General features: G+C 36.7%; 28 protein-coding genes. 17 read left to right on the top strand and 11 right to left on the bottom strand.

The window, feature by feature from the left end:
* The first annotated feature begins 118 nt into the window (after positions 1–118).
* The 5 genes from BMX24_RS15875 (at position 119) to BMX24_RS15855 (ending at position 3,718) form a co-directional block, all read left to right on the top strand.
* Entirely contained in the window at positions 119–532 is a 414-nt protein-coding gene (locus tag BMX24_RS15875) for a GlcG/HbpS family heme-binding protein (protein WP_089794748.1), read from the top strand.
* A gap of 50 nt (positions 533–582) precedes the next feature.
* A complete protein-coding gene (locus BMX24_RS15870) occupies positions 583–1,392 on the top strand; it encodes an SDR family oxidoreductase (protein ID WP_089794414.1) in 810 nt (269 codons plus the stop codon).
* A gap of 77 nt (positions 1,393–1,469) precedes the next feature.
* Positions 1,470–1,904, top strand: coding sequence for a nuclear transport factor 2 family protein (locus tag BMX24_RS15865; RefSeq protein ID WP_228404874.1), 435 nt, complete (start codon positions 1,470–1,472; stop codon positions 1,902–1,904).
* A 98-nt stretch (positions 1,905–2,002) separates the two neighbouring features.
* Positions 2,003–3,115, top strand: a complete 1,113-nt coding sequence (locus tag BMX24_RS15860) for an AI-2E family transporter (protein WP_089794412.1) — start codon at positions 2,003–2,005, stop codon at positions 3,113–3,115.
* 225 nt (positions 3,116–3,340) lie between these two features.
* The gene (locus tag BMX24_RS15855; RefSeq protein ID WP_089794410.1) at positions 3,341–3,718 is read left to right on the top strand and encodes a DoxX family protein; all 378 of its coding nucleotides are present in this window, start codon (positions 3,341–3,343) and stop codon (positions 3,716–3,718) included.
* 98 nt (positions 3,719–3,816) lie between these two features.
* Here the strand turns inward: BMX24_RS15855 and BMX24_RS15850 are convergent, their stop codons facing one another.
* Complete coding sequence (locus tag BMX24_RS15850) at positions 3,817–5,175, bottom strand: acyl-CoA dehydrogenase family protein (protein ID WP_089794408.1); 1,359 nt, start codon at positions 5,173–5,175, stop codon at positions 3,817–3,819.
* 204 nt (positions 5,176–5,379) lie between these two features.
* Between BMX24_RS15850 and BMX24_RS15845 the strand changes: the two genes are divergently transcribed.
* Complete coding sequence (locus BMX24_RS15845; protein ID WP_089794745.1) at positions 5,380–6,288, top strand: DUF4349 domain-containing protein; 909 nt, start codon at positions 5,380–5,382, stop codon at positions 6,286–6,288.
* Positions 6,289–6,366: 78 nt separating this feature from the next.
* On the opposite strand, the gene BMX24_RS15840 is transcribed toward BMX24_RS15845, so the two are convergent.
* Positions 6,367–7,797 (bottom strand): glycoside hydrolase family 125 protein, encoded by a 1,431-nt coding sequence (locus BMX24_RS15840; protein ID WP_089794406.1) that lies wholly within the window; start codon positions 7,795–7,797, stop codon positions 6,367–6,369.
* A 194-nt stretch (positions 7,798–7,991) separates the two neighbouring features.
* On the opposite strand from BMX24_RS15840, the gene pgi reads away from it, so the two are divergent.
* The 8 genes from pgi (at position 7,992) to BMX24_RS15800 (ending at position 15,555) form a co-directional block, all read left to right on the top strand.
* The gene (gene pgi / locus BMX24_RS15835) at positions 7,992–9,632 is read left to right on the top strand and encodes a glucose-6-phosphate isomerase (RefSeq protein WP_089794404.1); all 1,641 of its coding nucleotides are present in this window, start codon (positions 7,992–7,994) and stop codon (positions 9,630–9,632) included.
* A 100-nt stretch (positions 9,633–9,732) separates the two neighbouring features.
* Positions 9,733–10,353: an FkbM family methyltransferase gene (locus tag BMX24_RS15830; protein WP_170835727.1), complete on the top strand. Its 621-nt coding sequence runs from the start codon at positions 9,733–9,735 to the stop codon at positions 10,351–10,353.
* A gap of 1 nt (position 10,354) precedes the next feature.
* Positions 10,355–11,239, top strand: a complete 885-nt coding sequence (locus BMX24_RS15825) for a bifunctional 5,10-methylenetetrahydrofolate dehydrogenase/5,10-methenyltetrahydrofolate cyclohydrolase (RefSeq protein ID WP_089794401.1) — start codon at positions 10,355–10,357, stop codon at positions 11,237–11,239.
* 7 nt (positions 11,240–11,246) lie between these two features.
* Positions 11,247–11,876 (top strand): 7-carboxy-7-deazaguanine synthase QueE, encoded by a 630-nt coding sequence (locus tag BMX24_RS15820; protein WP_089794399.1) that lies wholly within the window; start codon positions 11,247–11,249, stop codon positions 11,874–11,876.
* 41 nt (positions 11,877–11,917) lie between these two features.
* Positions 11,918–13,288, top strand: a complete 1,371-nt coding sequence (locus BMX24_RS15815) for an exopolysaccharide biosynthesis polyprenyl glycosylphosphotransferase (protein ID WP_089794397.1) — start codon at positions 11,918–11,920, stop codon at positions 13,286–13,288.
* A 104-nt stretch (positions 13,289–13,392) separates the two neighbouring features.
* Positions 13,393–14,145, top strand: coding sequence for an MlaE family ABC transporter permease (locus BMX24_RS15810; protein WP_089794396.1), 753 nt, complete (start codon positions 13,393–13,395; stop codon positions 14,143–14,145).
* Positions 14,145–14,960, top strand: coding sequence for an ABC transporter ATP-binding protein (locus tag BMX24_RS15805; protein WP_089794393.1), 816 nt, complete (start codon positions 14,145–14,147; stop codon positions 14,958–14,960). The genes BMX24_RS15810 and BMX24_RS15805 overlap by 1 nt, the downstream gene beginning before the upstream one ends.
* Positions 14,944–15,555 carry an outer membrane beta-barrel protein gene (locus BMX24_RS15800; RefSeq protein WP_089794391.1) on the top strand — a complete coding sequence of 204 codons (612 nt, stop codon included), beginning with the start codon at positions 14,944–14,946 and terminating at the stop codon, positions 15,553–15,555. Before BMX24_RS15805 ends, BMX24_RS15800 begins: the two co-directional genes overlap by 17 nt.
* Positions 15,556–15,592: 37 nt before the next feature.
* On the opposite strand, the gene BMX24_RS15795 is transcribed toward BMX24_RS15800, so the two are convergent.
* Entirely contained in the window at positions 15,593–15,907 is a 315-nt protein-coding gene (locus BMX24_RS15795) for a DUF1049 domain-containing protein (protein WP_089794389.1), read from the bottom strand.
* Between the two features lie 93 nt (positions 15,908–16,000).
* Positions 16,001–16,807 (bottom strand): M48 family metallopeptidase, encoded by an 807-nt coding sequence (locus BMX24_RS15790; protein ID WP_089794387.1) that lies wholly within the window; start codon positions 16,805–16,807, stop codon positions 16,001–16,003.
* A gap of 107 nt (positions 16,808–16,914) precedes the next feature.
* On the opposite strand from BMX24_RS15790, the gene BMX24_RS15785 reads away from it, so the two are divergent.
* Positions 16,915–17,457, top strand: coding sequence for a DUF4251 domain-containing protein (locus BMX24_RS15785; protein ID WP_089794385.1), 543 nt, complete (start codon positions 16,915–16,917; stop codon positions 17,455–17,457).
* Between the two features lie 54 nt (positions 17,458–17,511).
* Here BMX24_RS15785 and meaB read toward each other — a convergent pair whose 3' ends face one another.
* Positions 17,512–18,522, bottom strand: a complete 1,011-nt coding sequence (gene meaB, locus BMX24_RS15780) for a methylmalonyl Co-A mutase-associated GTPase MeaB (RefSeq protein WP_089794383.1) — start codon at positions 18,520–18,522, stop codon at positions 17,512–17,514.
* A 401-nt stretch (positions 18,523–18,923) separates the two neighbouring features.
* Between meaB and BMX24_RS15775 the strand changes: the two genes are divergently transcribed.
* Together BMX24_RS15775 and BMX24_RS15770 are read left to right on the top strand one after the other, a co-directional pair.
* Positions 18,924–19,217 carry a c-type cytochrome gene (locus BMX24_RS15775; protein WP_089794381.1) on the top strand — a complete coding sequence of 98 codons (294 nt, stop codon included), beginning with the start codon at positions 18,924–18,926 and terminating at the stop codon, positions 19,215–19,217.
* 20 nt (positions 19,218–19,237) lie between these two features.
* The gene (locus BMX24_RS15770) at positions 19,238–19,528 is read left to right on the top strand and encodes a c-type cytochrome (RefSeq protein ID WP_089794379.1); all 291 of its coding nucleotides are present in this window, start codon (positions 19,238–19,240) and stop codon (positions 19,526–19,528) included.
* Positions 19,529–19,715: 187 nt separating this feature from the next.
* Here the strand turns inward: BMX24_RS15770 and BMX24_RS15765 are convergent, their stop codons facing one another.
* From BMX24_RS15765 to BMX24_RS15740, 6 genes are all read right to left on the bottom strand, one after another.
* Complete coding sequence (locus BMX24_RS15765; RefSeq protein ID WP_089794377.1) at positions 19,716–20,708, bottom strand: enolase C-terminal domain-like protein; 993 nt, start codon at positions 20,706–20,708, stop codon at positions 19,716–19,718.
* Between the two features lie 25 nt (positions 20,709–20,733).
* The gene (locus BMX24_RS15760) at positions 20,734–21,258 is read right to left on the bottom strand and encodes a hypothetical protein (RefSeq protein WP_089794375.1); all 525 of its coding nucleotides are present in this window, start codon (positions 21,256–21,258) and stop codon (positions 20,734–20,736) included.
* Entirely contained in the window at positions 21,245–21,943 is a 699-nt protein-coding gene (gene prfH / locus BMX24_RS15755; RefSeq protein ID WP_089794373.1) for a peptide chain release factor H, read from the bottom strand. The genes BMX24_RS15760 and prfH overlap by 14 nt, the downstream gene beginning before the upstream one ends.
* Positions 21,944–21,945: 2 nt before the next feature.
* Positions 21,946–22,491 (bottom strand): nucleotidyltransferase domain-containing protein, encoded by a 546-nt coding sequence (locus BMX24_RS15750; RefSeq protein ID WP_089794371.1) that lies wholly within the window; start codon positions 22,489–22,491, stop codon positions 21,946–21,948.
* An 89-nt stretch (positions 22,492–22,580) separates the two neighbouring features.
* On the bottom strand, positions 22,581–23,972 hold the full coding sequence (locus BMX24_RS15745; protein WP_089794369.1) for an RtcB family protein: 1,392 nt from the start codon (positions 23,970–23,972) through the stop codon (positions 22,581–22,583).
* A 610-nt stretch (positions 23,973–24,582) separates the two neighbouring features.
* Entirely contained in the window at positions 24,583–25,074 is a 492-nt protein-coding gene (locus BMX24_RS15740; RefSeq protein WP_139176864.1) for a hypothetical protein, read from the bottom strand.
* Between the last annotated feature and the right edge of the window lie 41 nt (positions 25,075–25,115).

Below are 25,115 nucleotides of genomic sequence, written 5' to 3'. Positions count from 1 at the left end.
CAAAAGGTTTGATTTTCATAAAAACGGGCATTTTTTTCCTATAAAAATCCATCTCAATCTGGTGCAACTTTGCCATAACAAAATGAAACAACAAAAACAAAATTTAAAAAACAACATTATGGAAATCAATCTCAACGAATCTAGACAGGTTGTACAACAGGCAAGAGCCAAAGCCATACAACTGAATGTAAATGTGAACATTGCAATTCTTGACACTGCAGGACACATGAAAAGTTTTGAAAGAATGGACGACGCTTTTTTAGGATCAATGGACATCGCCATCAAGAAAGCAAAAACAGCAAGCCTTTTCAGAACAAGCAGCGAAAACGTAGGTGAATATCTGAAACCAGAAGCCGGAACCTACGGGATGACAGCCACCAACGACGGATTAGTAGGTTTTGCAGGCGGACTTCCTATCCTTAAAAACAATGAAATCATAGGATATATCGGCGTTTCGGGAGGAGCTGTTTCAGAAGACCTTCAGATCGCAACAGCCGGAGCGGAAATTTTAAATCAAACTCAAATTCAATAATTAAAAATTTAAACTTAATAATTAATCACTAACACTAAAAATTTTACAAAATGGAAATTAAAACAATTTTAATCACAGGAGCAGGTACAGGATTCGGAAAAGGAGCAGCTATCGGAATGGCAAAAAACGGACACAACATCATCGCAACCGTACACGTTTCATCACAGGTAACACCCCTTCGCGAAGAAGTTGCAGCCTTAGGTTTATCAGATAAAATAAGAGTAGAACGTCTGGATCTTACCGATCAGTACGACATCAAACAAGCGTTAAAATGGGATTTTGATATCCTTTGGAACAACGCAGGAATGGGAGAAGCAGGACCTGTTTGGGAAATCCCGGTGGATATTGTCAGAAAAAATTATGAAGTGAATGTTTTCTTACCATTAATTCTTACCCAAGGCGTAGTTCAAAAATGGGTAAGAGAAGGCAAAAAAGGAAAAGTAGTGTTCACATCCTCAATGGGCGGATTGTTCACCCCTGCAAACTGGGGAACTTACGTATCTACAAAACATGCATTGGAAGCCTTTGCAGAAGCGATGCAGCAGGAACTTGCCGCATACGGAATCAAAGTACAGACCATCAATCCGGGAGCTTATTATACAGGATATAATGAAACGATGGCAGACAACCCGTTCCGTTGGCTGGATGATGAAGTAAACTTTACCAAAAGAGCTGATCTTCGTAAAGGTTTTGATGATTTCTTTGCTACACCTGAAGGAAAAATGGATCCTCAGGAAATGATCGACCGTATGATTGAAATCGTTCCTGCCGATGAAGGAAAATTCAGAAATGTAGTTCCAAAAGTGATTGAAGATATGTTGAAAGATCATCAATTAAAAGCCTGGGAAAACACAATTTAATTTCTCAAAATACAAAACAAGCCTGAAATTTTTCGGGTTTGTTTTACTTATTAAAATCAATTTTAAAATTAATTATAATGAAAACCTTATTAACACTCTTTGCTATGATTATTTTCTCTACAACAGAAGCTCAGCATTATACTCAGGAAGAACTTTCCAATAAAGAAATCATCACAAAAGCCTTTCAGGAATGGCACAACGGAAACGGAAACTTTTTTGATCTTTTGAATGACGACATGCATTGGGAAATTACAGGTTCTACTCCTTACTCCAAAATTTATACCTCAAAACAGGAGTTTCTGGATGAAGTGATTATTCCTTTAAACAAAAAACTAAAGGTGAAAATAAAACCAACCGTCCGAAATATTTTTGCGGATAATGATATGGTGATTGCCCTTTGGGACGGAGAAGCCACAGCGCTGGATGACAAGCCTTACCGCTCTTCTTACGCCTGGTTTATGAAAATGAAAAACGGGAAAATCACAAATGTGGTAGCATTTCTCGACGTATAGAATTTTCGGATGTGATGAAAAGAATTATAGTTAATTAATGAAATAAGCCCTTCAAATCGGAGGGTTTTTCTTATTTTTATGCAGCAAATTTTGAAATTATGAATTTTATTCGATTGCCTTTTCTTGTTAAACTCACCCTGGTAGTCATATCGATTATTGGGATTGTTTATATACTGGCATTAGGAGAAAGTATTTTGGCGCCTTTCTTTCTGGCTTTTTTAATGGCCATGCTTTTTTTACCGGCTGCCACTTTTATGGAAAGAAAACTAAGATTTACAAGATCCATGTCTACCATAACTTCCGTGATGATCATGTTGGTGATCTTAACAGGATTGGTCTATTTCTTTGGCTCGCAGCTGTCGGATTTCAGTAAAGATGTTCCGCATTTGCGGGTGCAGTTTACACAGGTTTTTAATGAACTTCAGAACTGGGTTTCGGAAACTTTTCATGTGAAGATCGATGAACAGCTGGATTATCTCGATCAGGGTCTGGATAAACTTCTGTCTTCTACAGGAGTGATTTTAGGCTTTACTTTCGGGATATTTTCTACGGGGCTTGGTTTTATCGTATTCTTTATTCTGTTTTTTATTTTCATCTTAAATTACAGAAGGATTTTAAATAATTTCATCGTAACGGTTTTTAACGAAAAACATAAAGCAAGCGTTCAGGAAGTGGTAAACGAAGTAAGAATCATGACGAAAAAATATATCTTCGGACTTTGTTTGCAGGTTGTTATCGTCTCGATCTTAACATCAATTGTCCTGACCATTTTAGGCGTAAAATACGCTATTCTTTTGGGTATTTTGACAGGTTTATTAAACGTCATTCCTTATTTGGGAATTTGTATTGCACTTTTAATTTCATGTTTTATCGCTTTTGCGACGACAACTCCATCGACCTGTATTTATGTGATCATCGGCTACATTGCAGTTCATATTGTTGACGGGAATATCATTCTGCCTTTTGTGGTAGGTTCAAAAGTGAAAATCAACGCCTTATTTTCCTTCATCGGAATTGTTATCGGGGAACATCTTTGGGGCATTGCAGGAATGTTTTTGTGTATTCCGGCGATCGCAATCATTAAAATTGTTTTTGAAAGAGTGGAAGGTTTAAAACCCTGGGGAAAACTACTCGGCGAAGAGGAAAAACCTCACAAAAAGAAAAAGAAATACAAAATTTCAAAGAATATTACTTTAGAGGAAATGGATTAAAAAGCCTGCAAAAGAATAAAAATCAAAGATTTTTAAAACGTATGTATTCTTATTTTCGGTTTAATAATGAACTTAAATAACCAACATGTTAGATCTTTTGTATCTTTTGTGGTTAAAATAAAAGTTTAAACAAGTTCAGAGATAATTATCAATACATTTAAAAATTATTTTAATTTTAATCAGCAAATTACAATTTTATTTAAATTTGATCAAAAATTACCAAACATGAAAATCGTAAAATTTATCTTTGCCCTCCTTTTCGGTCTGATGTTCATTAATGCAGGATTAGACAAATTCTTTCACTACAATCCAATGCCAAAACTCACACCTGAACAAATGAAAGTCTATGCTGCTTTCGGAGAAATCGGATGGCTGATGCCTTTAGTGGGTGCCGTGGAAGTGATCGGAGGAGTATTATTTATTTTCCCTAAAACAAGAGCTTTAGGTGCCATTATTATTTTACCTGTAATGGTAGGAATCCTATTGCATAATGTTTGTAAAGACCAGTCTCAGATGGGAATCATAATAGCAGTAGTTCTATTTATTATCAACATCTGGATGATTATCGACAATAAAGAAAAATATAAAGCTCTAGTCAGCTGATAAAATGTAAATGGTCAATTGCCAATTCGCTTTGCTTGTTAATTTTAAAAATTCACGGCGGAGCAAAATTCACAATTGACCATTCATTGACACTCACATCATACAAATGCGCTGAACCCGGTGATCGATCTTCCCACAATCAGTGAGTTGATTTCTTTTGTTCCTTCATAAGAATAAATGGCTTCTGCGTCGGCAACGAATCTTGCGACATCATATTCAAGCAGAATTCCGTTTCCGCCCATTACTTCACGCGCTCTGGAAACGATATCTCTTGTTCTTAATGTACAGAAAACTTTGGCTAAAGAAGCGTGTTCGTCCTTTAAAATCCCTTCATCCTGCATTTCAGAAAGCCTGAAAACCATCGTCTGCATCGCTGTAAGATTCGACAGCATTTCCACCAAATGCCCCTGAATCATCTGAAACGAAGCAATCGGTTTTCCGAACTGTTCTCTTTTTCTGGTGTAATCCAAAGCACTTTCGTAGGCACCTCTCGCACAGCCTGTTGCCATCCATGCGACTCCGGCTCTTGTCATTCTTAATACTTTTGCCGTGTCTTTAAATGAATTGGCATTTTGCAATCTGTTTTCTTCTGTCACTAAGCAATCTTTCAGGGTAATTAACCCGTTCTGAACGATTCTTAATGCCATTTTACCTTTAATTTTCTCTACAGAATAACCGGGATTATCTTTTTCAACAATAAAACCTTTCACTTCACCATCATCCATATCTCTTGCCCAGATTATGATTATGTCAGCGAATGTTGCATTTCCGATCCATTTTTTCTGGCCATTCAGAACCCAGCCTTCCGGAGTTTTTTTACAGGTCACCGTTAAACCTCCCGCTGCACCGGATCCCACTTCAGGCTCCGTTAAACCAAATGCACCGATTTTTTCAAATTTTTGCATCTGAGGAAGCCATTTTTGTTTTTGCTCTTCAGAACCGCATATATAAATGGATCCCATTGACAAACCCGATTGAACTCCGAAGAAAGTAGCAATAGAAGCATCAATTCTAGCCATTTCCATCGCCAGAACTCCTTCCATTAAAAAAGGTAATCCCGGACAACCATAGCCTTGATACGTCACTCCACAAATATCTAGTTTCTGGAATTTTGGAATTAATTCATGAGGAAATTCGTCTCTCAGCCAGTAATGATTCACCAGAGGTTTTACTTCTTTTTCCATGAAAGCTCTTACTTTAAGCTGAATTTCCCGCTGTTCCGGACTTAAGGTGTGATAAATATCGTAGAAATCCCCATCAACAGGCGGAAGTTCTTTCTTTTTCTTATTCGGATCGAGCATTTTCATTAAACCTCCAAGTTGTTTATCGTCCAACTTTGAAAAGTTTTGCATCAGTTTTGGCAAATCAATTTTCTGAGAAATAGCACTCAACTGATCAAAATCTATGGATCTGAATAATTCTATGGCGTTTCTGATTTTGGAAAACGTATTTGACATAGTGTATGGTGTGTTTGATTTGTAAAAGTTATGCAAAAATTAATCCGAAAACAAGCACATTTTATTGAAGTTATTTTACAAAACATTGATTTTAAAATATTTAAAACAGAATTTTTCTTTACAAAATTTTTACCTGCGATTTTCAAACATTACAAAAAATTCAGCACCAACTTTGGGATAAGCAAAACATTAAAAATCAATAGTATGAAAACCACTTACATCAGATTATCCATCGCAGGAGCACTTTTATTAGGAATCTATTCATGCAAAAAAGGGGAAGTTTCCGCAACAGATCTTGAAGCGTATGCAACGACAGATTCCGCAGCAGTCGTGGCGTCCGACAGCATTTCTTCAGTGGCAACCATGAAAGTAAAAGACAAGCAGTTCATTAAAACAGCAGACGTAAATATGGAAGTGAAAGATGTCTATAAAGCCACCATTTCCATTGAAAAATCGGTTCAGGAATTGGGCGGATTTGTCACCCAAAGCAACCTTCACAGTAATGTAATCTCCGAAGACACATACAATACATCCAATGAAAATGCTGTTTTGGTGAAAAAATATCAGACTGAAAACAGAATGCAATTAAGAGTTCCGACTGATAAACTGAGCGAATTATTGACTTTAATTAATGATAAAAAATTATTCCTAAACTCAAGATCAATCAACGCGGAAGATGTTACTGCCAACATCAAATATTCGGCTCTGGAAGCTCAAAGAAACAAAAAAACCACCGACAATATCGCTCAACTGAAGGTAAATAAAGACAAAGTAACCTTGAGTGATGAAAATATGCGAGAAGGAAACGACCAGCAATTGGAAAGCATGAATATGACGGATCAGTTAAAATACAGCACGATTGACATTTACATCAAAGAACCCAAAATCAGAGTCGCCGAAATCGGTATTACCAATACAAAAAGCATCGATGATAAATACAAGTTTGCTTTCGTTTACAGCGCAAAATCTGCCTTTGTAGAAGGATATTATTTAATTCAGAGAATTATTGTGGGACTAATTACGGTTTGGCCAATTTTACTGATCGGGGCGGTGATTGTTTATTTTTTAAGAAAAAGAAAACCTGCTAAAAAGCAAACTACAACAGAAGTGTAAGCTATCCTAACCTTTGGTTATCTATATATATTTTAAATTTTACAAGAAACCTCCAGAAAAATCTGGGGGTTTTTATGTCTACAACTTTCTTTTTAAAATGTCGGGTTTTGTTTTGTACAGATGCAAAATCAGTTCTCCGAAAAGAGTATTGGCCCAGGAAAACCATGATCTCGTATAGTCTTTCGGATTATCAACATGAAAAGATTCGTGGATAAATCCTGTTCCGGCATGTGTTGCTTTTAATGTTTTTAAACAATAAAGAATTTCTTCATCATCATCTGTCGTCAACGCCTGCATGATTAGACCTAAAGGCCAGATTTTATGCTCACCAATGTGAGGCCCGCCGATTCCTTTCGCAAATTTCCCTTCACTGAACCACGGATTGGCTTTACTTAAAGAAAATTTCCGGGTGTTTTTATACACTTCATCTTCTTTTGAAGCATATCCCAAATAGGGAATTGAAAGCAGATTCGGAACATTCGCATCATCCATGAATAAAGCATTTCCGAAGCCATCAATTTCCAAAGCGTAAATTTTCCCAGCTTCAGGATGATTCAAAATGGCATATTTCTGTATGGCTTCATCCACTTCTTTTGCCAGATTTTTATATTGACTGGAAAAATTTTCATCTTTTAAAACTTTAGAAAAAATCTCAGCTGTTTCTCTTAATGAAACGACCGCAAACATATTGGAAGAAATCAAAAAAGGATAAAAAGTAGCATCGTCAGAAGGCCGGAACATCGAATGAATCAGACCGATTTTCTTCGTTGGATTTCCGTAACCTTTTCCAAATTGTGTATCCAGAGGATTTCCGTTTGCCCTTTCAAAAGAATAAGTCCCTTTAGAATCTTTTCGCTGCTGTTCTTTGAAAGTCTGTAAAATTAAAAGCATCGCTTTTTTCCAATCTGCATCAAAAACCGAAGAATCTCCGGTTGTTTTCCAATAATTGTAAGACAAACGCATCACGTAGCATAAAGAATCAATTTCCCATTTTCGCTCATGAATTCCCGGTTTCATTTGTGTAGAATCGTCTTTCCATTCGCTTATTTTACTCGCATCATCGAAAAATGCATTCGCATAAGGATCAAGAAGAACGCACTCAACCTGCTTATTGATGACACCTTTCGACAGATTTTTCAATTTTTTGTCTTCATTGGCCAGACTTAAATAGGGATAAACCTGTGCAGAAGAATCACGAAGCCACATGGCATCGATATCTCCCGTGATTACGTAGGTATAAAATTTATTATTTTTCTGATAAAATTTCACCGTCGTATCCAAAGTATTGGGGAAACAATTTTCAAACATCCATGCCAGTTCTTTATCTCCAATTGATTTTTTAATGGTTTTAATGGTATTTTCAACCGCCAGAGAAGTAAATTTTCTTTGTTCCAAACTTGGTCTTTTTGAAACATAATCATCTGTATATAAAAATTTTGCAGAACCGGGCAAAGCCAAAAAGCCCACTCCCAGTGATGATTTTTTAATGAAATTTCTTCTACTAAGCATGATTTTTAATGAAAATTTTAAATTTAAAAGTAATAATTTTTAAGCTAATAGACTGTAACTTCTTGTCTATTTTTAATTATCAATTAACATCATTGAAGTAAAATTCCGTAAATTTGCAAATCAATAATTTTGCATGAGGATTTGGCGTTCAACAATCCTGGATCCGGTGCCTTAAAACCCTAATTTCTAAATATATGCTATCAAAAATAAATCCTACTCAAACCAACAGCTGGAAAGCTCTCGATGAACATTTCGGAGACAACGATTTTGATCTGAGAAGTCTTTTTCAATATAACCCGAATCGTTTCAGTGAATTTTCTTTACAGAGAGATCATTTTCTTTTTGATTATTCTAAAAACCTGATCGATGCAAGAACCAAAGAACTTCTTTTAAACCTTGCAGAAGAATGCCAATTGAAAGATGCGATTGCTAAAATGTTTTCAGGTGACAAAATCAATGAAACTGAAGGAAGAGCAGTTCTGCATACCGCTTTGAGAGATTTTTCCGATAGAGAAATTTTGGTAGACGGGGAAAATATCAAGCCTCAGATCAAAAGAGTGCTGGATCATATGAAAACTTTTTCTGAAAGCATTATTTCAGGGGCTCACAAAGGTTTTAGCGGAAAAGAAATTACGGATGTTGTGAATATCGGAATCGGAGGTTCAGACTTAGGACCTGTGATGATAGTTTCTGCTTTAAAACATTTTAAAACAAGATTAAACGTTCATTTTGTTTCCAATGTAGATGGAAATCATATTGCAGAAGTTGTAAAGAATTTAAACCCTGAAACAACTTTATTCATCATTGCTTCCAAGACATTCACCACTCAGGAAACCATGACAAACGCCAATTCGGCAAAAGACTGGTTTTTAAAAGCCGGAAAACAAGAAGATGTAGCTAAACATTTTGTTGCTTTATCCACTAACGTTCAATTCGTTAAAGACTTCGGAATCGCAGAAGAAAATATCTTCGAATTCTGGGATTGGGTGGGCGGAAGATATTCACTTTGGAGTGCGATTGGTTTAAGCATCGTCCTTTCGGTGGGTTATGAAAATTTTGAACAATTATTAAAGGGGGCTTACGATACAGACCAACATTTCCAGACTGCCAATTTCTCTGAAAACGTTCCGGTTTTAATGGGATTATTAGGAATCTGGTATCGTAATTTTTATGCAGCGACAAGCTATGCGATTCTTCCTTATTCTCAATATTTAGACAGGTTTGCAGCCTATCTTCAACAGGGAGATATGGAAAGTAACGGAAAATGTGTCGACAGAAACGGAGAATTTGTAGAGTATGAAACAGGACCCATCATTTGGGGTGAGCCGGGAACAAACGGACAACACGCATTTTATCAGCTGATCCACCAGGGAACAGAATTGATTCCTGCAGATTTTATCGCTTATGCAAAAAGCCCGAATAAAGTTTCTGATCATCAGGATAAATTATTAGCTAACTTTTTCGCTCAGACTGAAGCACTTGCCTTCGGAAAAACGGAAGAGGAAGTTGAGGAAGAATTAAAAAATTCAGGGAAGTCTGATGAAGAGATTGATTTCCTGTTAAATTATAAGGTCTTTCATGGAAATACGCCAACTAACTCCATATTATTCAAAGAATTAACGCCTTTTTCATTGGGACAGTTAATTGCCATGTATGAACATAAAATTTTTGTTCAGGGTGTGATTTGGAATATCTTCAGCTTCGACCAGTTTGGCGTGGAATTAGGAAAAGTTTTAGCTAACAAAATCTTACCGGAACTTGAAAGTAATGAGCCGATCAGCTCTCATGACTCTTCGACGAACGGGTTGATTAATTATTATAAAAAGAATGCTTAACACAATACACAAATTAAAAAGGAAAATTAAATTTATTCAATTATCCTTAAGCCCGACAACAAACCATCTAAAAAAGGATATTAGTATCCAAAAAAAATGGTTGGGAAATGATTATGGAGGATTTTATGTTGCTACAGAATTTTTAGATAAAAACTCCATTGTTTATTCTTTCGGTATCGGGGAAGATATTTCTTTTGATGAAGAGATGATTAAGGATAATAATTGCCTTGTTTTCGGCTTTGATCCCACTCCCAAATCAATTAATTGGATAAAATCCAGACAGGTTCCTGAGAATTTTAAATTTTACAGTTCCGGAATTGGAGATAAAACTACTGTAGATTATTTTTATCTTCCTAAAAATCCAAATTATGTTTCAGGAAGTCTTGTTCAGCAAAATAATGTTGATTCAGACTCAAAGATTGAAGTTCAGCTGCAATCTCTTCAAGACATTGCTCATATGCTGGAACATAAAAAAATTGATGTTTTAAAGATGGATATTGAAGGCTTTGAATATAATGTTATTGAAAGTATATTAAATTCAAATGTTGAAATTGGACAGATTCTCGTAGAAGTTCATGAGCGTTTTTTTGAAAACGGACAGCAAAGAACAATTGACATGCTGGAAAAATTAAGAAAACATGATTTTCTGGTTTTTGGTATTTCTGAGACATTTGAAGAAATATCTTTAATTAATAAAAATCTAATAAATAATAAAAAGTAAAATGGCAGAAATTCTTGACGGATTAAAAGTATCCAAAGAAATAAAACAGGAAATCAAGGCTGAAGTTGAAAAAATTGTTGCAGGGAAAAGAAGAGCGCCGCATTTGGTGGCCATTCTTGTCGGAAACAACGGAGCAAGCAAGGCTTATGTAAATGCTAAAGTAAAAGATTGTGAAGAAGTAGGATTTCAATCGAGCCTGATCAAATTTCCAAGTACGGTTTCTGAATCTGAATTATTGGAAAAAATCGAGGAACTTAATAAAGATAAATCTGTAGACGGATTCATCGTTCAGTTGCCTTTACCAGATCAGGTTGATCAGGAAAAAATTATCAATGCGATTGATCCAAGAAAAGATGTTGACGGTTTCCACCCTACAAATTTCGGGAAAATGGCGTTGGAAATGGATACTTTCCTGCCCGCAACTCCATTCGGAATTTTAACATTATTGGAGAGATACAATATTGAAACAAAAGGGAAAGACTGTGTCATCATCGGAAGAAGTAAAATCGTAGGAAGACCAATGAGTATCCTGATGGGAAGAAAAGATTTCCCGGGAAATTCTACGGTTACGTTGACACACTCTTATACAAAAGACATCGAAGAATATACTAAAAAAGCAGACATCGTCATTACAGCTTTAGGCGATCCTCATTTCCTGAAAGGAGACATGATCAAAGACGGAGCGGTGATTGTAGACGTAGGTATCACAAGAGTAGACGACGATTCTCCGAAAGGATATTATCTGGCTGGTGACGTAGATTTTGACAGCTGCGCTGCCAAAGCAAGCTGGATCACGCCTGTTCCGGGAGGTGTAGGACCTATGACAAGAGCGATGTTGATGAAAAATACCATCATTGCTTATAAAACTTCGGTCTATAACGACTAATTTTAAAATGAATTTAACAGAAGAAATATTATTAAAAGAAGGTAAAATGCTCCCAGTGATGGAGCATTTTTACACTCTTCAGGGAGAAGGAGCACACACCGGAAAAGCAGCCTATTTCATCAGACTGGGCGGTTGCGACGTCGGGTGTCACTGGTGTGATGTAAAGGAAAGCTGGGATCCGAATTTACATCCGCTGATGAATGCAGAAGAAATTGCCGAAACTGCAGCAAAGCACTGTAAGACAATCGTTTTAACAGGCGGAGAACCTTTAATGTGGAATCTTGATATTTTAACATCCAAATTAAAAGAATTGGGTTGCACCATTCATATTGAAACATCCGGAGCCTATCCGATGAGCGGACAAATCGACTGGATTACCCTTTCACCAAAAAAAACAGGACTGCCAAAAGAGGAAATTTATGCTAAAGCTCATGAGCTTAAAGTAATTGTATTTAATAATAATGATTTTAAATTTGCTCAGGAACAGGCCGCTAAAGTTTCAGGAAACTGCACATTATATCTTCAGAGTGAATGGAGCAAGCGTGATGAAATGTATCCAAAAATTACAGATTTCATTCTGGAACACCCTGAATGGCGGGCTTCAGTGCAGACCCATAAATATCTTAATATCCCGTAAAAAATATGTAACTTAGCTCTTCGTATCCGTAATACAGATAGATGCAGAGAATTCGATACTCTAGATACCTAAAATCGATCATTATTTTGCTTGACCTTTTGGTTATTGCATCTATTTTCATATTCTTTTTTGTCAGCAGAAACCAAAATCTTAAATACAATCAGGAAACCTGGTATCAAAACGTTTTTTCTTTGGTATTATTGTTTTTGTTCTGGATGCTTCTCAGTGGCAGGACAAGGATTTATAATATTCCCAGAAACCTGACCTACACTCTGTTTTTGGAAAGACTCCTGGTTCATTTTTTATTGTTTATTCTTGGGGTTTTGCTGATTGGGAAAGTCAGTTACAATGTATTTTTCAATTCGGATATTTACTGGCTGTCGTTTTATCTGTTTTTCTTTATTTTCCTTACAAAATCTTTGATTTATTTTGGAATTAAATACGTCCGTAGTCTGGGGATCAACCACAGGAATATTATGTTTCTGCATGAAGACAGCTCTACAGAAGTTTTAAAAAACATTTTAACGGAAAGAAGAGATTACGGGTATAAAATTTTCGAATATAAAAATCCTGAGATAAAACCGGAAGAATTAATCGAATTCTGGAAAACAAACGGAATTCACACGCTTTTTATTCCTATAGAAAATTCATTCAACGAGAAAACTGAGAAAGAAATTTTCAAATTGGCAGAGGCGAACAAAGTTCATATTTCTCTGATTCCCAGTATTACACAAAGTGATTTCTTTTTGTATGATATGGGATATATCCAGACACAGCCGGTTTTAAACCAAGCCAAATATCCGTTGGATTATTATTCTAATTTTTTATTAAAAAGAATATTCGACATCGTTTTTTCATCCATTATTTTGGTGTGTATCTGCTCGTGGCTGTTTCCGCTTATTGCAATTTTAATTAAATCTTCATCAAAAGGGCCCGTTTTTTTCATACAGAAAAGATATGGTTTTCATGAAGAAGTTTTTGATTGTATTAAGTTCAGAACAATGGTCGTTAATAACGAATCTTCAACGAAAACCACCAGTGAAAATGATTCCAGAATTACACGGATCGGAAAATTTTTAAGAAAAACCAGTCTCGACGAGATGCCGCAGTTTTTGAATGTTTTGAAAGGTGAAATGTCAATCGTCGGACCAAGACCACATATGCTGGCTGTTGATAATTACTACAAACCAAAAATCGGGCGATACAGTCTGAGAAGCATGGTAAGCCCGGGAATTACAGGCTTGGCGCAGGTAAACGGACTTCGCGGTGATGCAGGAGATGTGGAAGTGGAGATGAATAAGCGGGTTTTGGCAGATGCATTCTACGTAAGAAACTGGAGTTTCGTCCTGGATCTGGTTATTATTTTAAAAACCGTTTTACTGGTGATCACCGGAGATAAAAATGCAAAATAAATAGGTAAAACAGGTAAGTTTTGAGCTGATTTTTAATCATAAATGAGCGTCAGACTTAACCTCAATCTTAATCTAATTAAATAAAAAAAGTCTAATTTAGCAGAATGTTAAAAAAGTTTTTTACAGCAATAGGAGAATACATTATCCTTCTAGGTAAATCCATACAGAAACCTCAGAAAATGAGAGTGTTCTGGAAGCTGTTCATGAGAGAGATCAATGATTTGGGAGTCAATTCATTCGGATTGGTGATCTTCACATCCATATTCGTAGGAGCGGTAGTTGCCATCCAGATGTTTAATAATTTTGATGCATCTTCGTTCCCTATTCCTCCATCATTTGTAGGATATGCTACAAAGGCGGTTTTAGTCCTAGAGTTTTCCCCTACCATTATCAGCTTGATTTTAGCAGGAAAAGTAGGTTCATACATCGCTTCGAGTATCGGAACAATGAGGGTTTCTGAGCAGATCGACGCATTGGATATTATGGGAGTAAACTCTCCGAATTTTCTGATTTTACCTAAAATAATCGCCTGTGTTATTTTTAATCCTTTACTCATCGCAATCAGTATCGTTTTCGGTATCGGAGGCGGATATGTTGCAGGTATTTTAACGGGAAACTGGACGACAAATGATTATGTAGTGGGTATTCAGATGTATATGCCCAACTTATTCATTTTTTATGCATTCACAAAAACCATCGTTTTTGCATTCATTATTGCTTCAGTTCCTGCTTATTTCGGATATAATGTAAAAGGTGGTTCACTGGAAGTAGGTAGAGCTAGTACGCAGGCAGTAGTTTGGACAATGGTATTCATTATCCTTTCCGAATTATTATTAACCCAATTAATATTAAGCTAATGATTGAGGTAAAAAATCTTAAAAAAAGTTTTGATGAAGTTGAAGTACTTAAAGGAATTTCAACCTCTTTTGATAAAGGAAAAGTAAACTTAATTATTGGACAGAGTGGATCGGGAAAAACCGTTTTCCTAAAAAGCTTACTGAATGTTTACCAGCCAACTTCTGGAGAAATTCTTTTCGACGGAAGAGATATCAACGTAATGAGCCGTGAGGAGAAGCAGCATCTTCGCTCAGAAATCGGAACGGTATTCCAGGGAAGTGCTTTGTTTGACTCTTTAACAGTGGAAGAAAATATCATGTTTCCGCTGGATATGTTTACCAATCTTACTTTCCGTGAAAAAAAGAAAAGGGTTTTTGAAGTAATCGGAAGAGTGCATCTTGATAAAGCCAACAGAAAATTCCCGTCCGAGATTTCCGGGGGGATGCAAAAAAGGGTGGCCATCGCAAGAGCTATTGTAAACAACCCGAAATATCTTTTCTGTGACGAACCAAACTCCGGTCTGGATCCTTATACATCCAACGTAATCGATGACCTTTTGCTGGAAATCACAAAAGAATATAATACTACTACAATCATCAATACGCACGATATGAACTCCGTAATGACGATTGGCGAGAAAATTGTTTATCTAAGATTAGGAATTAAAGAATGGGAAGGAAATAAAGATATCCTGATCACGGCAGGCAATAAAAATTTGATTGACTTCGTTTATTCATCAGAACTCTTTAAAGAACTGAGAGAATATTTACTTGAAAATAATAAAACTATTGATAATACAATCACAAAAATAGACGAAAATGAAAAAGGTTTTTAGTATAGCATTAATAGGTTTTTCGATGTTTGCATCTGCTCAGATTTCTCTGGCGGGAAAGGCAAATATCATATTTCCGACAGGATCTCCTTCCTGGAAGAACATTAAAGGAACAGTAAACCAGGCGATTGAAGGAGAAGGAAAGAATAATGTAGGTTTCAACGTAGGACTTTCATTAAAAGTGGGCTTGCCTACATCATTTTACTTAATGCCGGAATTGTATTACACCAATTTCAAAAACGAGTTCACTGCAGACAATACAACATTTGATGTAAAAAGCAGCAGAATCGACGTTCCTATATTGTTAGGATACAATATTTTAGGAAATACGTTGGGTGTTTTTGTAGGTCCGGTAGCAAGTTATAATCTGAGCAAGGAAGATACTTTCAACGATTTTACGGAAAATGCAAGGGATAATTTCACGGTAGGTTACCAGTTCGGCGCCCAGGTTGAAATTTCAAAATTAATTCTGAATGCAAGATATGAAGGTGCTTTCAGCAAAGATTCCAGAAACTTTATCAACAGAGTTTCGGGTGAAGAAATAAGATACGACAACAGACCCAACTTATTTATGGTGGGCGTTGGATACAAATTTTAATTCCTGAAAATAACAACTATAAAAAATCCTCAGATCACTAGATCTGAGGATTTTGATTTTGCTGATTCCGAAGTTCGGCTTCACGTTTTGCGATTTCGGCCGCCTGCTTTTCCAGCTCTTCTTTATCTTTTTGTAATTGTTTGTATTCTTTTCTTTTCTGCTCTTGTTTAATAGCGCTTCCCTTACTTACATATCCTACCAATCCGCCGATAATGAGGCCAATTCCTACCCCCGCCATAACTCCCATAATATGTGAAAGGGTAATTTTCTCAACGGTAAAATCTGTCGTTAGGTAAAAAAGTAAAGCTGAAACAGCCAAAAGTACAAGTCCGGTAAGTGATAAACTCTTCATGATATTGTGTTTAAGGATTAAAAATTAAAAAGCCTTACCAAATTTACAAATTTTTGATAAGGCTTTTACTCAAGATTAAAAATTCTTTATGAATTAGATTTTTCCTCCAGCAGCCTTATAATATTCAAGCGCCTGAGGTAAATCTTTGTTGATATCTGAAATTCTCGTTTCCGGATTCGGGTGCGTAGAAAGGAATTCCGGTTGTCTTGCTCCTTTAGAAGCCGCTTCCATTCTTCCCCAGAAAGGAATTGCCTCTCTTGGATCGTAGCCTGCCATTCCCATTAAATATAATCCCATTTTATCTGCTTCAGACTCCTGATTTCTACCATATTTCAATAAAGCAACCTGTGAACCGATAGGATAAACTTTCTGGAAAACACTTGCCCACTGCGCATTGGAAATCGTCCCTCCTAAAATAGCACCACCGTATTGTGCTACCATTGCCTGAGAAATTCTCTCATTTCCGTGTCCTGCCAAAGCGTGAGAAACTTCGTGTCCCATTACTACAGCAAGTCCGTTATCATTTTTTGTAATCGGTAAAATTCCCGTATAAACAGCTACTTTTCCACCAGGCATACACCAGGCATTCAGCTCGTTGCTTTGTAAAAGATTAAATTCCCAGTTATAATTCGCAAGGTCTGCAGAACGCCCGATTGACTGATAATATCTTTCGGCAGCAGATTTTATTCTTGTTCCTACATTTACCACTCTTTTTGCATCTGCCGTTCCTGTGATTACCTTTCCTTTAGACAATGTTGTTTTATATTCCTGTGCAGACATCGTCAGAATTTCCGAATTATTTGCTAGCTGCAAAGAAGATCTTCCCGTAATCGGGTTTGTAGTACATGCTACAACTGACAGAGCAATGGCTCCTATTCCTAATAAATGTTTTATTTTCATAGTTTCGAGTGTATTAGTTCAACCTTAACAATTTTTATTCCAAAATTTTCAGAAGCGATATATTTGCATGTAATTTGCTATTTAAATTTAATAATTATTTTACTATCATGAAAAAGTATATTTCGATCATATGGATTTTTGGATTTTTATTTCTTTTCCAAAACTGTACAGCTCAGGACATGGACACCCAAACAGTGACGAATCTTGTGAATTCTAAGGATTTCTCATTTCACGCGCAAAGGGCAACTCCTACCAATTATGATGTCATTAATGTAATGAATTCTCTGCCGAATTCTACATCCACCAGATTTTTGGATCTTTCGGGAGACAATTATTCAATAGATTTAAGAAAAGATAAGCTGGAAGTGGTTTTACCTTATTTTGGAAGGGTTTTTAATCCAACTTACGGAAACACAAGCCAGAATAGCTACAGGTTTACTTCAAAAGATTTTACGGTGACTACAACTCAGGGTAGAAAAGGAAAATCGATTGTAAAAATTAAGGTGAATGATCAAAGTTCGGTGGATGAAATTACCATTGAGGTTTTCAAAAACGGAAAAGCATTTACGTCCATCCGAAGCAACGACAGACAGCCGATTTCTTATGACGGATACATTTCAAAAAATGAAGAGGAAAAAGAGAAACCCTAGGTGAGTTTATCGAGGTACGGGATGCGAGATACGGGATTTTATTTGTGAAAAATATTAATTCTCAGAATCTCGAAGCTCGGATTCCGAATTCCGTAAAAACTTTTCAACAAATAATTTTGCTTCGGTACTGGGACTTGAAACCATTGTCGAAGCATTTTTTTTATGCTGAATATAGGCTTCCTCCACAGAATTATTTTTTTTCATCATCGATAAAATATATGCCTGAACCCAATATTCAAAACGCTTTTCGGCCTGTTGTATTCTCACTTCCTCGAATCTGTGGGTTTTCTTTTTAAGGCTAATAAATTCATTAATTTTTTCGAAAACTTCTCCCAAACCTTCATTATACAAAGCAGAACCCAATAAAACAGGAACTTTCCAGTCTTTTTCTTTTGGTGGAATAAAATCCAGTGCCCGCTTCAATTCCAGTCTTGTGTTTTTTGCTTTCTGAAGATTTTCTTTTTCAACTTTATTAATGAAAATAACATCTACCATTTCCATAATTCCGCGTTTGATTCCCTGAAGCTCATCACCGCCGCCGATGATTTTTAGAAATAAAAAAACATCGGTAATATCCGCAACCAGCACTTCAGACTGCCCTACACCAACGGTTTCTATTAAAATATAATCATAGCCCGCAGCTTCACAGATCATCATGGTTTCGAAAGTGGTATTGGCAACACCTCCCAAAAATCCCGAACTCGGGGAAGGTCGGATGAAGGCATTTTCTTCTTTTGCGAGCTCTTCCATTCTGGTTTTATCGCCCAAAATACTTCCTTTATTGATTGCCGAACTGGGATCAATAGCGAGAACCGCCACTTTTTTACCATTTGAAATCGCCAACCGTCCGAAATTTTCTATAAAAGTTGATTTTCCGGCACCCGGAACTCCTGTCACTCCCACCCGGATAGAATTTCCCGTCAGCGGCATGATTTGTTTTAAAAGCTCTTCAGCTTGCGTTCTGTGTTCGGCTTTTTTACTTTCAACCAATGTAATAGCTTTTGCAATCAGGCGTTTGTTTCCCGATTTTATTCCTTCTATTAGCTCTTCTGTAGAAAATTTCATTGATTCAAAAATAATGATTTATAAGTCAATGGTCAATAGTCAATTCGCTTTGCTTGTTAATTTTTTTGATGAAAATTACTCTTAGCTTAAATTTGTTTTCTAAATTTTAATGAATGACTGCAGTCCTAGCCCTGATTGCAACGGCATCCTTTTTGGTTGCGGCGGAGCGAAGCGGAGCCGTAACCAAAAAGATATAGTGGAAAGCAGGATAAAGCTCCTGAAATTTTTATTAATAATTCTTTTTCACAACTCTAGCCACAGGGAATTTTCACTCTTTTTAAAAATTCACAATTCACAATTCACCAAATCCCTCTCTATTTGTATTTCTTCTAAATTGTCCGGCTCTACATCAATCACACAGGGAATTTGCTACATTTGTTTTAATCAAAATTTTAAAACGAATGAAAAAACTCATTGCTATAGCGTCATTTACTGCTGTTCTTTTGGCTTCCTGTACTCCAAAAACTTCTACAGCAACGGCGCCTATAGGGCCTGCAACTTCTACTGCCGAACAGATCGCTCAAGGAAAAACGATTTTTGAAAACTCTTGCGGAAGATGCCACAAATTACCGGATCCGATCTCTCATACTTCGGTACAATGGGTAGGAATCATGAATTCTATGGCTCCAAAAGCGAAACTGACAGATGAACAGCACCAATGGGTTTATGATTATATCGTTTCTGTAAAGAAATAATCACTTCAAAAAATATTATTATGAAAAAATTGATTTTGGGTATGATCTTGGGCTCCGCGGCGATGATGGTATCGTGCGGACCGAAAAGTGTAGCCGTTACCGGGCCAAAATACACCTCATCCGAACAATTGGCTCAGGGAAAAACGATTTTTGAAAACTCATGCAACAAGTGTCACGGGCTGCCAAATCCCGAAAAGCATGACGATCAGGGATGGATAAAAACGTTAAGCAGAATGGCTCCGAGAGCTAAGCTGAGCGATGACCAACATCAAATGGTTTATGATTATCTTATTTCTGTAAATAAAAAATAGGCTTCTTTTGAAGTCTATTTTTGTTTTTTGATACTATTCTTTGTTTAATTTTAATGCTAAGACGCAAAGATTTTTTGACTGTTAGAATGTTGATTTTTCGTTTGCCAGGGCGCTTCGCTCAACAAATGATATATTTCCTAAAATTCACTAGCAAAGCGAATTGACTATTGACCATTTACAATTAAATTCATTTCAAATCAATTCCCAAACCCGGTTTTTGCGAAAGCATTATTTTACCGTTTTCTACAGAATTTCCGGTCGCATAATCATTGGAAATGAGATTGGCCCCGTCTAAATCGGTATAATCGACAAGCCCTGTCAAGACACAACCCGCGGAAATTCCGACGGTGGATTCTGTCATGCAGCCGATCATGATTTTGTAGTTTAATTCCCTTGCTTTTTTGATCATTTCCAGTGCGGGAGTCAGTCCGCCACATTTCATTAATTTGATATTGATGCTTTTATAATACGGAATTAATTCGTCCAGAGAATCTAAGTTCTGACAATCTTCGTCTGCCATCCAGTTCGCAAAGCTTTCTTTTTTTAAGATTTTGTAATTGTCAATCGGTCTTGGTTGTTCGAGATAAGTAAACTTCTGAACATTAATATTTTCCTGAAGCCAAAGACAATCTTCATCGGTAAAACTTGCATTGGAATCTAATGCGATGTTTTTATTTAATTCTAAAAGTTTTTCAACAGTATTTGTATCAAGACCTTTGCATTTTACTTTGAATTTGTTCCAACTACTTTTCTCAATTTTTTGAATCTGTTTATCAATATCTCCAACGGAAATAGTGATCGAACTTTCCACCAGATTGTCAGAAGGAAGCTGATTTAATTCAATAAAACTTTTATTTTCCAGTTTTCCGAAAAGATCCCAATACGCGCAATCCAGCGCAGAAAGCAAAAACGGATGAAGATCAAGGCTCAATAAAAAATGAAAAAATTCTTTCGGATGAATGATTTTCTGAGCTTCAATTTTTCCCTTAATTTCCTTTAATTTTAAAACAAAATACTGAAGATCGATTTTATAATAGTCTATCGCAACACATTCACCGTAGCCTTTACTATTCTGATGAGAAAGTTCTATAAGTAATGCTTCCCTTTTGTTGTAGTTCCCGTAAGCAATTGAAAATGTTTCTTTTAATTGAAGATGTTTTAGTTCAAACCGTAATTCCATTATTAAATTTACAAAAAAAGGAGACTTATTTCGTCTCCTTCTTCTTTTTAATTTGTTTTTTCTTCGGCTTTTTAGGCATTTTTGCTTTGATGAATTTTTCTCTGCTGCTTAAAAAATCAAGCATACTCTGACCATAAGCGAATTTTTTTGCTTCCTGTAAAGGTTTCAAAGCTTTGTCATATTCAAATTTTATTTCGAACAGCAACGATTGATGAATAAGAATCCTGCACTTATCTATCCCTTTGATTTTCAGTGAATATTCTATCAGTTTTTCTGCTTCATCCAGATCTTCATTATCCAAAAGACATTTGATAAAATATTGTGGTGTGTTGAGATTCGACATATTGCACTGCATCGCTTCTTCAAAATACAGTTTTGCTCTTTCGTAGTCAGTCAGCATTTCGCTGTAGATTCTTCCCATCAGACACAGGCTGTCTGCATCTTCAGGATCGTAGGACAAGGCGTAGTTCAACGCTTCCAGGCAAGCTGGGAGGCTGTAAGGATAATTATCTAAGGCCTCGAAGTAGTATTTATTTTTAGTTAAGGTCATTTTTATAGTTTTTTAATTCGTTTTTCAGTTGATTTCTTTGTTTTTTGAAAGATTTTTCCTGATAATTCTTTTTAAAATCCGTTCCGGAAAATGTGCGAACCGGATTTCCTCTCTGTACCTGCAAATGATTGTTCCACGTTTCCTGCATTCGTTTCTGAAGCTGAATGATGTTCTGCTCCAAAACTTTTTCTTTCAATCTTGTGACAGACAATTTTTTATTCTCCAGCTGCGAGCGCGAATCCTGTACGAAAACACTTTGCCCCGTCGGAATATGAGTCGCCCGAACAGCAGTGTTCACTTTATTCACGTTTTGTCCGCCACTTCCCTGGCTTCTTGTCGTCTGAAACTGAATATCTTTTTCATTAAAATTAATTTTCTCCAGTCCTTCCAATTCGAAAATACCGATGAACCAATTGCTTCTTTTATGCAGTTTTCGGAATGTGCTTTTTCCCGTCCAGCAAATACTTCCCAACCATGTTTGTAAAAATTCATTTACATTTTTTGATTTTAAAAGTAGGGTTGCTGATTTTAAGGTCAGGTTTTCATCCCCATTTTCGCGGTGGATGATTTCGTAGTCTATTTTGTTATCTTTTGCTTCCTCAAGAAAGACCTTCAGAACTTTGGCAACTACCCATTGACATTCCAAAGGTCCTCTTCCTGAGGTGATTTGTATTAATTTTTCCATTGCTATTTTGGCATTTCACTTAATCTCGGGTGACCGACAGGATCAATTCCTCTTTCCAATAAATCTTTTGCAGCCATCACTGCCCAACATTTATCGCTCGAATGAATATTTCTGTAAAATGAAAGTAAAACATCAGGCTTTACCACTATAAATCCGTTGGTTGCCACCGTTTCCAAATCGTTTCTTTCGAAAAAATCGATGGTGATTCTGTGAAACTTTCCGTTTTCCAGTTCGATTGTTTTCTCATATCTGCGGAAGTTTTCTTCGCTGGGCAGATGATCGTACCTCGTCCAGACTTTCTGAAAGCCTTCCTGCTGAAGAATCATTACCACTTCAGCTACATTTTCTTTCTTTACAAAAACATCAATATCCTTATGGTCGTGAGCGTGTTTGTATTCCGTATGCCCTGTTTCAGACATAAAATGCCACGCCCATCCTCCTGATAAAATGACTTTATTTTTTAATTTTTCTAAAATTTTCAGTCCGTGTTGAATTCTAAATTCCGGCCAGACTTCACCGTATCGTTTTATGTTGTGTGGTGCTCCCATTTTTTTTTATTTTGTTAATAGCTTGTTGTTGATGGTTGCTTGCTACTAGTTATCAGATTATCAACCAGAAACTATCAACTAGCAACACATTACTTATCCATTCTCACAATTCTTGGCTGGAAAGTTCCCAGAATATCGACTAATTCGCTCTGTGCGTTCATGACTTCATTGATGTCTTTGTACGCCATCGGAGCTTCTTCGGTATTTCCGCCCATCAAAGTGACATTTTTGAGTTTTAATTCTTTTTTGATGTCATTTTGGGTGAAAAGACTTCTGCATTCTCCTCTCGAGTGTGCTCTTCCTGCTCCGTGAGAAGCCGAATTCAGCGAATCCGGGTTTCCTTTTCCACGAACGATGAAACCTTTTGCAGTCATCGATCCGGGGATCATTCCCAATTCATTTTCATTCGCCGGAGTTGCTCCTTTTCTGTGAACAATCACCTCTTTTCCGTTATGAATTTCTTTCCATGCGAAGTTGTGGTGGTTTTCAATTCTGGCTTTTACCCGGCCTCCGACAGCTTTCACCAATCTTCTGTGAATGTCGTCGTGACAAGCTGAAGCGTAATCTCCTGCCAAGTTCATAGCCGTCCAGTATTCCAAACCGAGATGCGTGTTCAAATCCAGCCAGGCGAAGTTTTGGGCTTCTTTCGGCAATGGACATTGTTCTGCCGCCACTCTTGAATAATACTGAGCTATTTCTGCTCCCAATCCACGCGATCCGCTGTGAGAAAGGATTCCAAGGTATTTTCCTTTTGGAAGTCCGATCTGGTCGTCTTCTTCCGTAATTTCAACCTCTCCGAATTCTACAAAATGATTTCCGCCTCCGGAAGTTCCCATCTGCTTAATGGCTTTTCCTTTTAATCTCCTCAAAATCGGAATCATATCGAACGTATCTCTGTCGAAAATTTCATGTTCGATGTGAGATTTATGGGTTTCATACATCCCGAATTTGGTGTGTTCGGCGAGCGCTTTTTCGTATTTATCTCTCGCACCGTCAAGATATGAAACAGGAGTATCCAAAATACTGAGCGACATTCTACAGCCGATATCCATGCCGACTCCATAAGGAATCACGGCATTTTCTACGGCGAGAACTCCACCGATCGGAAGTCCGTAACCACTGTGTGCATCGGGCATCAAAGCTCCCTGTGTTGAAATCGGAAGTTTCAATGCGGTGTACAGCTGGTTTTTTGCTTCATCCGAAATATTGTTTCCGAAAATCTGGAAAGAAGCACGGTTGGTATTGAGCATTCTTTTTTCAGTTTTCTTAGATGAAAGCAAGGCTTCTGCGATTTGTCCGAAGGTTAAATCTTTTTCATAATTTTCCGGATTGAGCAAAATTTCCTTTAAAAGAGATTTCACATGATGAATATTTTTCGTTGCAAAATTTCTTTTCATGACTTCCAAAGCGATATTGACACTCTGATTGTTTGGATAGCCTATTTTTAATATATCTTTTCCTTTTAGTTTTAAATTTCCCATTGTTTTAGATTTAAGATAATAGATGCGAGATGATAGACATTTTGCATCTATTATTTTTCCAACTAAAATTTTAGTTGATTGTTTTATTCAAACCTAACAGGTTTTTGAAACCTGCTAGGTTTTGATTGGTAGAGCGTTATCATTAGCCCCGATTGTAGCGACATCCTTTTTTGTTGCGGCCGCAGCGAAGCGGAGGCCGTAATGAAAAAGATATAGCACTTCGACTTCGCTCAGTATAAACTACAAGCGGGGAATAGCTTCAAATAAAAATTATCTGCTATTCGAAAAAGCTCCTAAATTTTATAAAAAAAGATTTCGGGGAAACTGTTTTGAGTTTGAAATATTGCGCAATAAAAAACCTGAAATCTCTACGACTTCGGGTTTTGATATTTCATTGTATTGTTATTCTAAGAGTGTACCAAACCACGAAGCCTTACCACCATAAGCGGTAATCCAACTGTAAAATTCTGTGTTGCTTTGAACATTGCTTCGTTGTTTTTTTAAATGGTTAAACTTGATTTTCAGGTGCAAATATATTAATTTTTCTGAATATCCAAATTTTTTAATAAAAAAACCTGAATACTTTCTCATTCAGGTTTTGTATTTTGTTTTAATCTTTTGATCCGAGATCGTCCATCGGGTCATCCATTCCCTTGACAACATTGGGGTGATACACCCTTTCTGATCCCAGAAAATAAATATTATGCTTTGCTTTGGCAATGATTCCGTTGTATTCTTCTTCTGTCATTCCTTCCGTAATATCCTGGTGATCCGAAGGTCTTCTGTAGACTTCAAGAGCTCCTTTTTCATTGAGAACGGTTTTTGCCAGTCTTGCGTGCTCGAGATTATCTGCATAGACAACAACGTTGTTTCGCCCTATGCTGTGTTTGCGGTAGGCATCCAACATTTCGGCGTCGTGAGCAAACACGTAATCGAAAAAGCTTTTCGTCTGCTCATCTTCCTGATAATCATCCAATCCGCTTTCTACTTTAGACTTTGAGATGATAATATTTGCTTCGTCAAAGCCTTTATCTTTTAAATCTTTTTTAATTTCCTCTGTATCTACAGTCACCGGAAATACTGAAACTACTGTATAAGCCATAATGAAATTTTTCATTAAACTATACAAAAGCTGTGCAACTT

The sequence above is a fragment of the Chryseobacterium wanjuense genome (genome assembly GCF_900111495.1).
Taxonomy (GTDB): Bacteria; Bacteroidota; Bacteroidia; order Flavobacteriales; family Weeksellaceae; genus Chryseobacterium; species Chryseobacterium wanjuense.
Note: the sequence above shows the minus strand (reverse complement) of the source record. Positions and strands in the feature narration are given on the sequence as shown.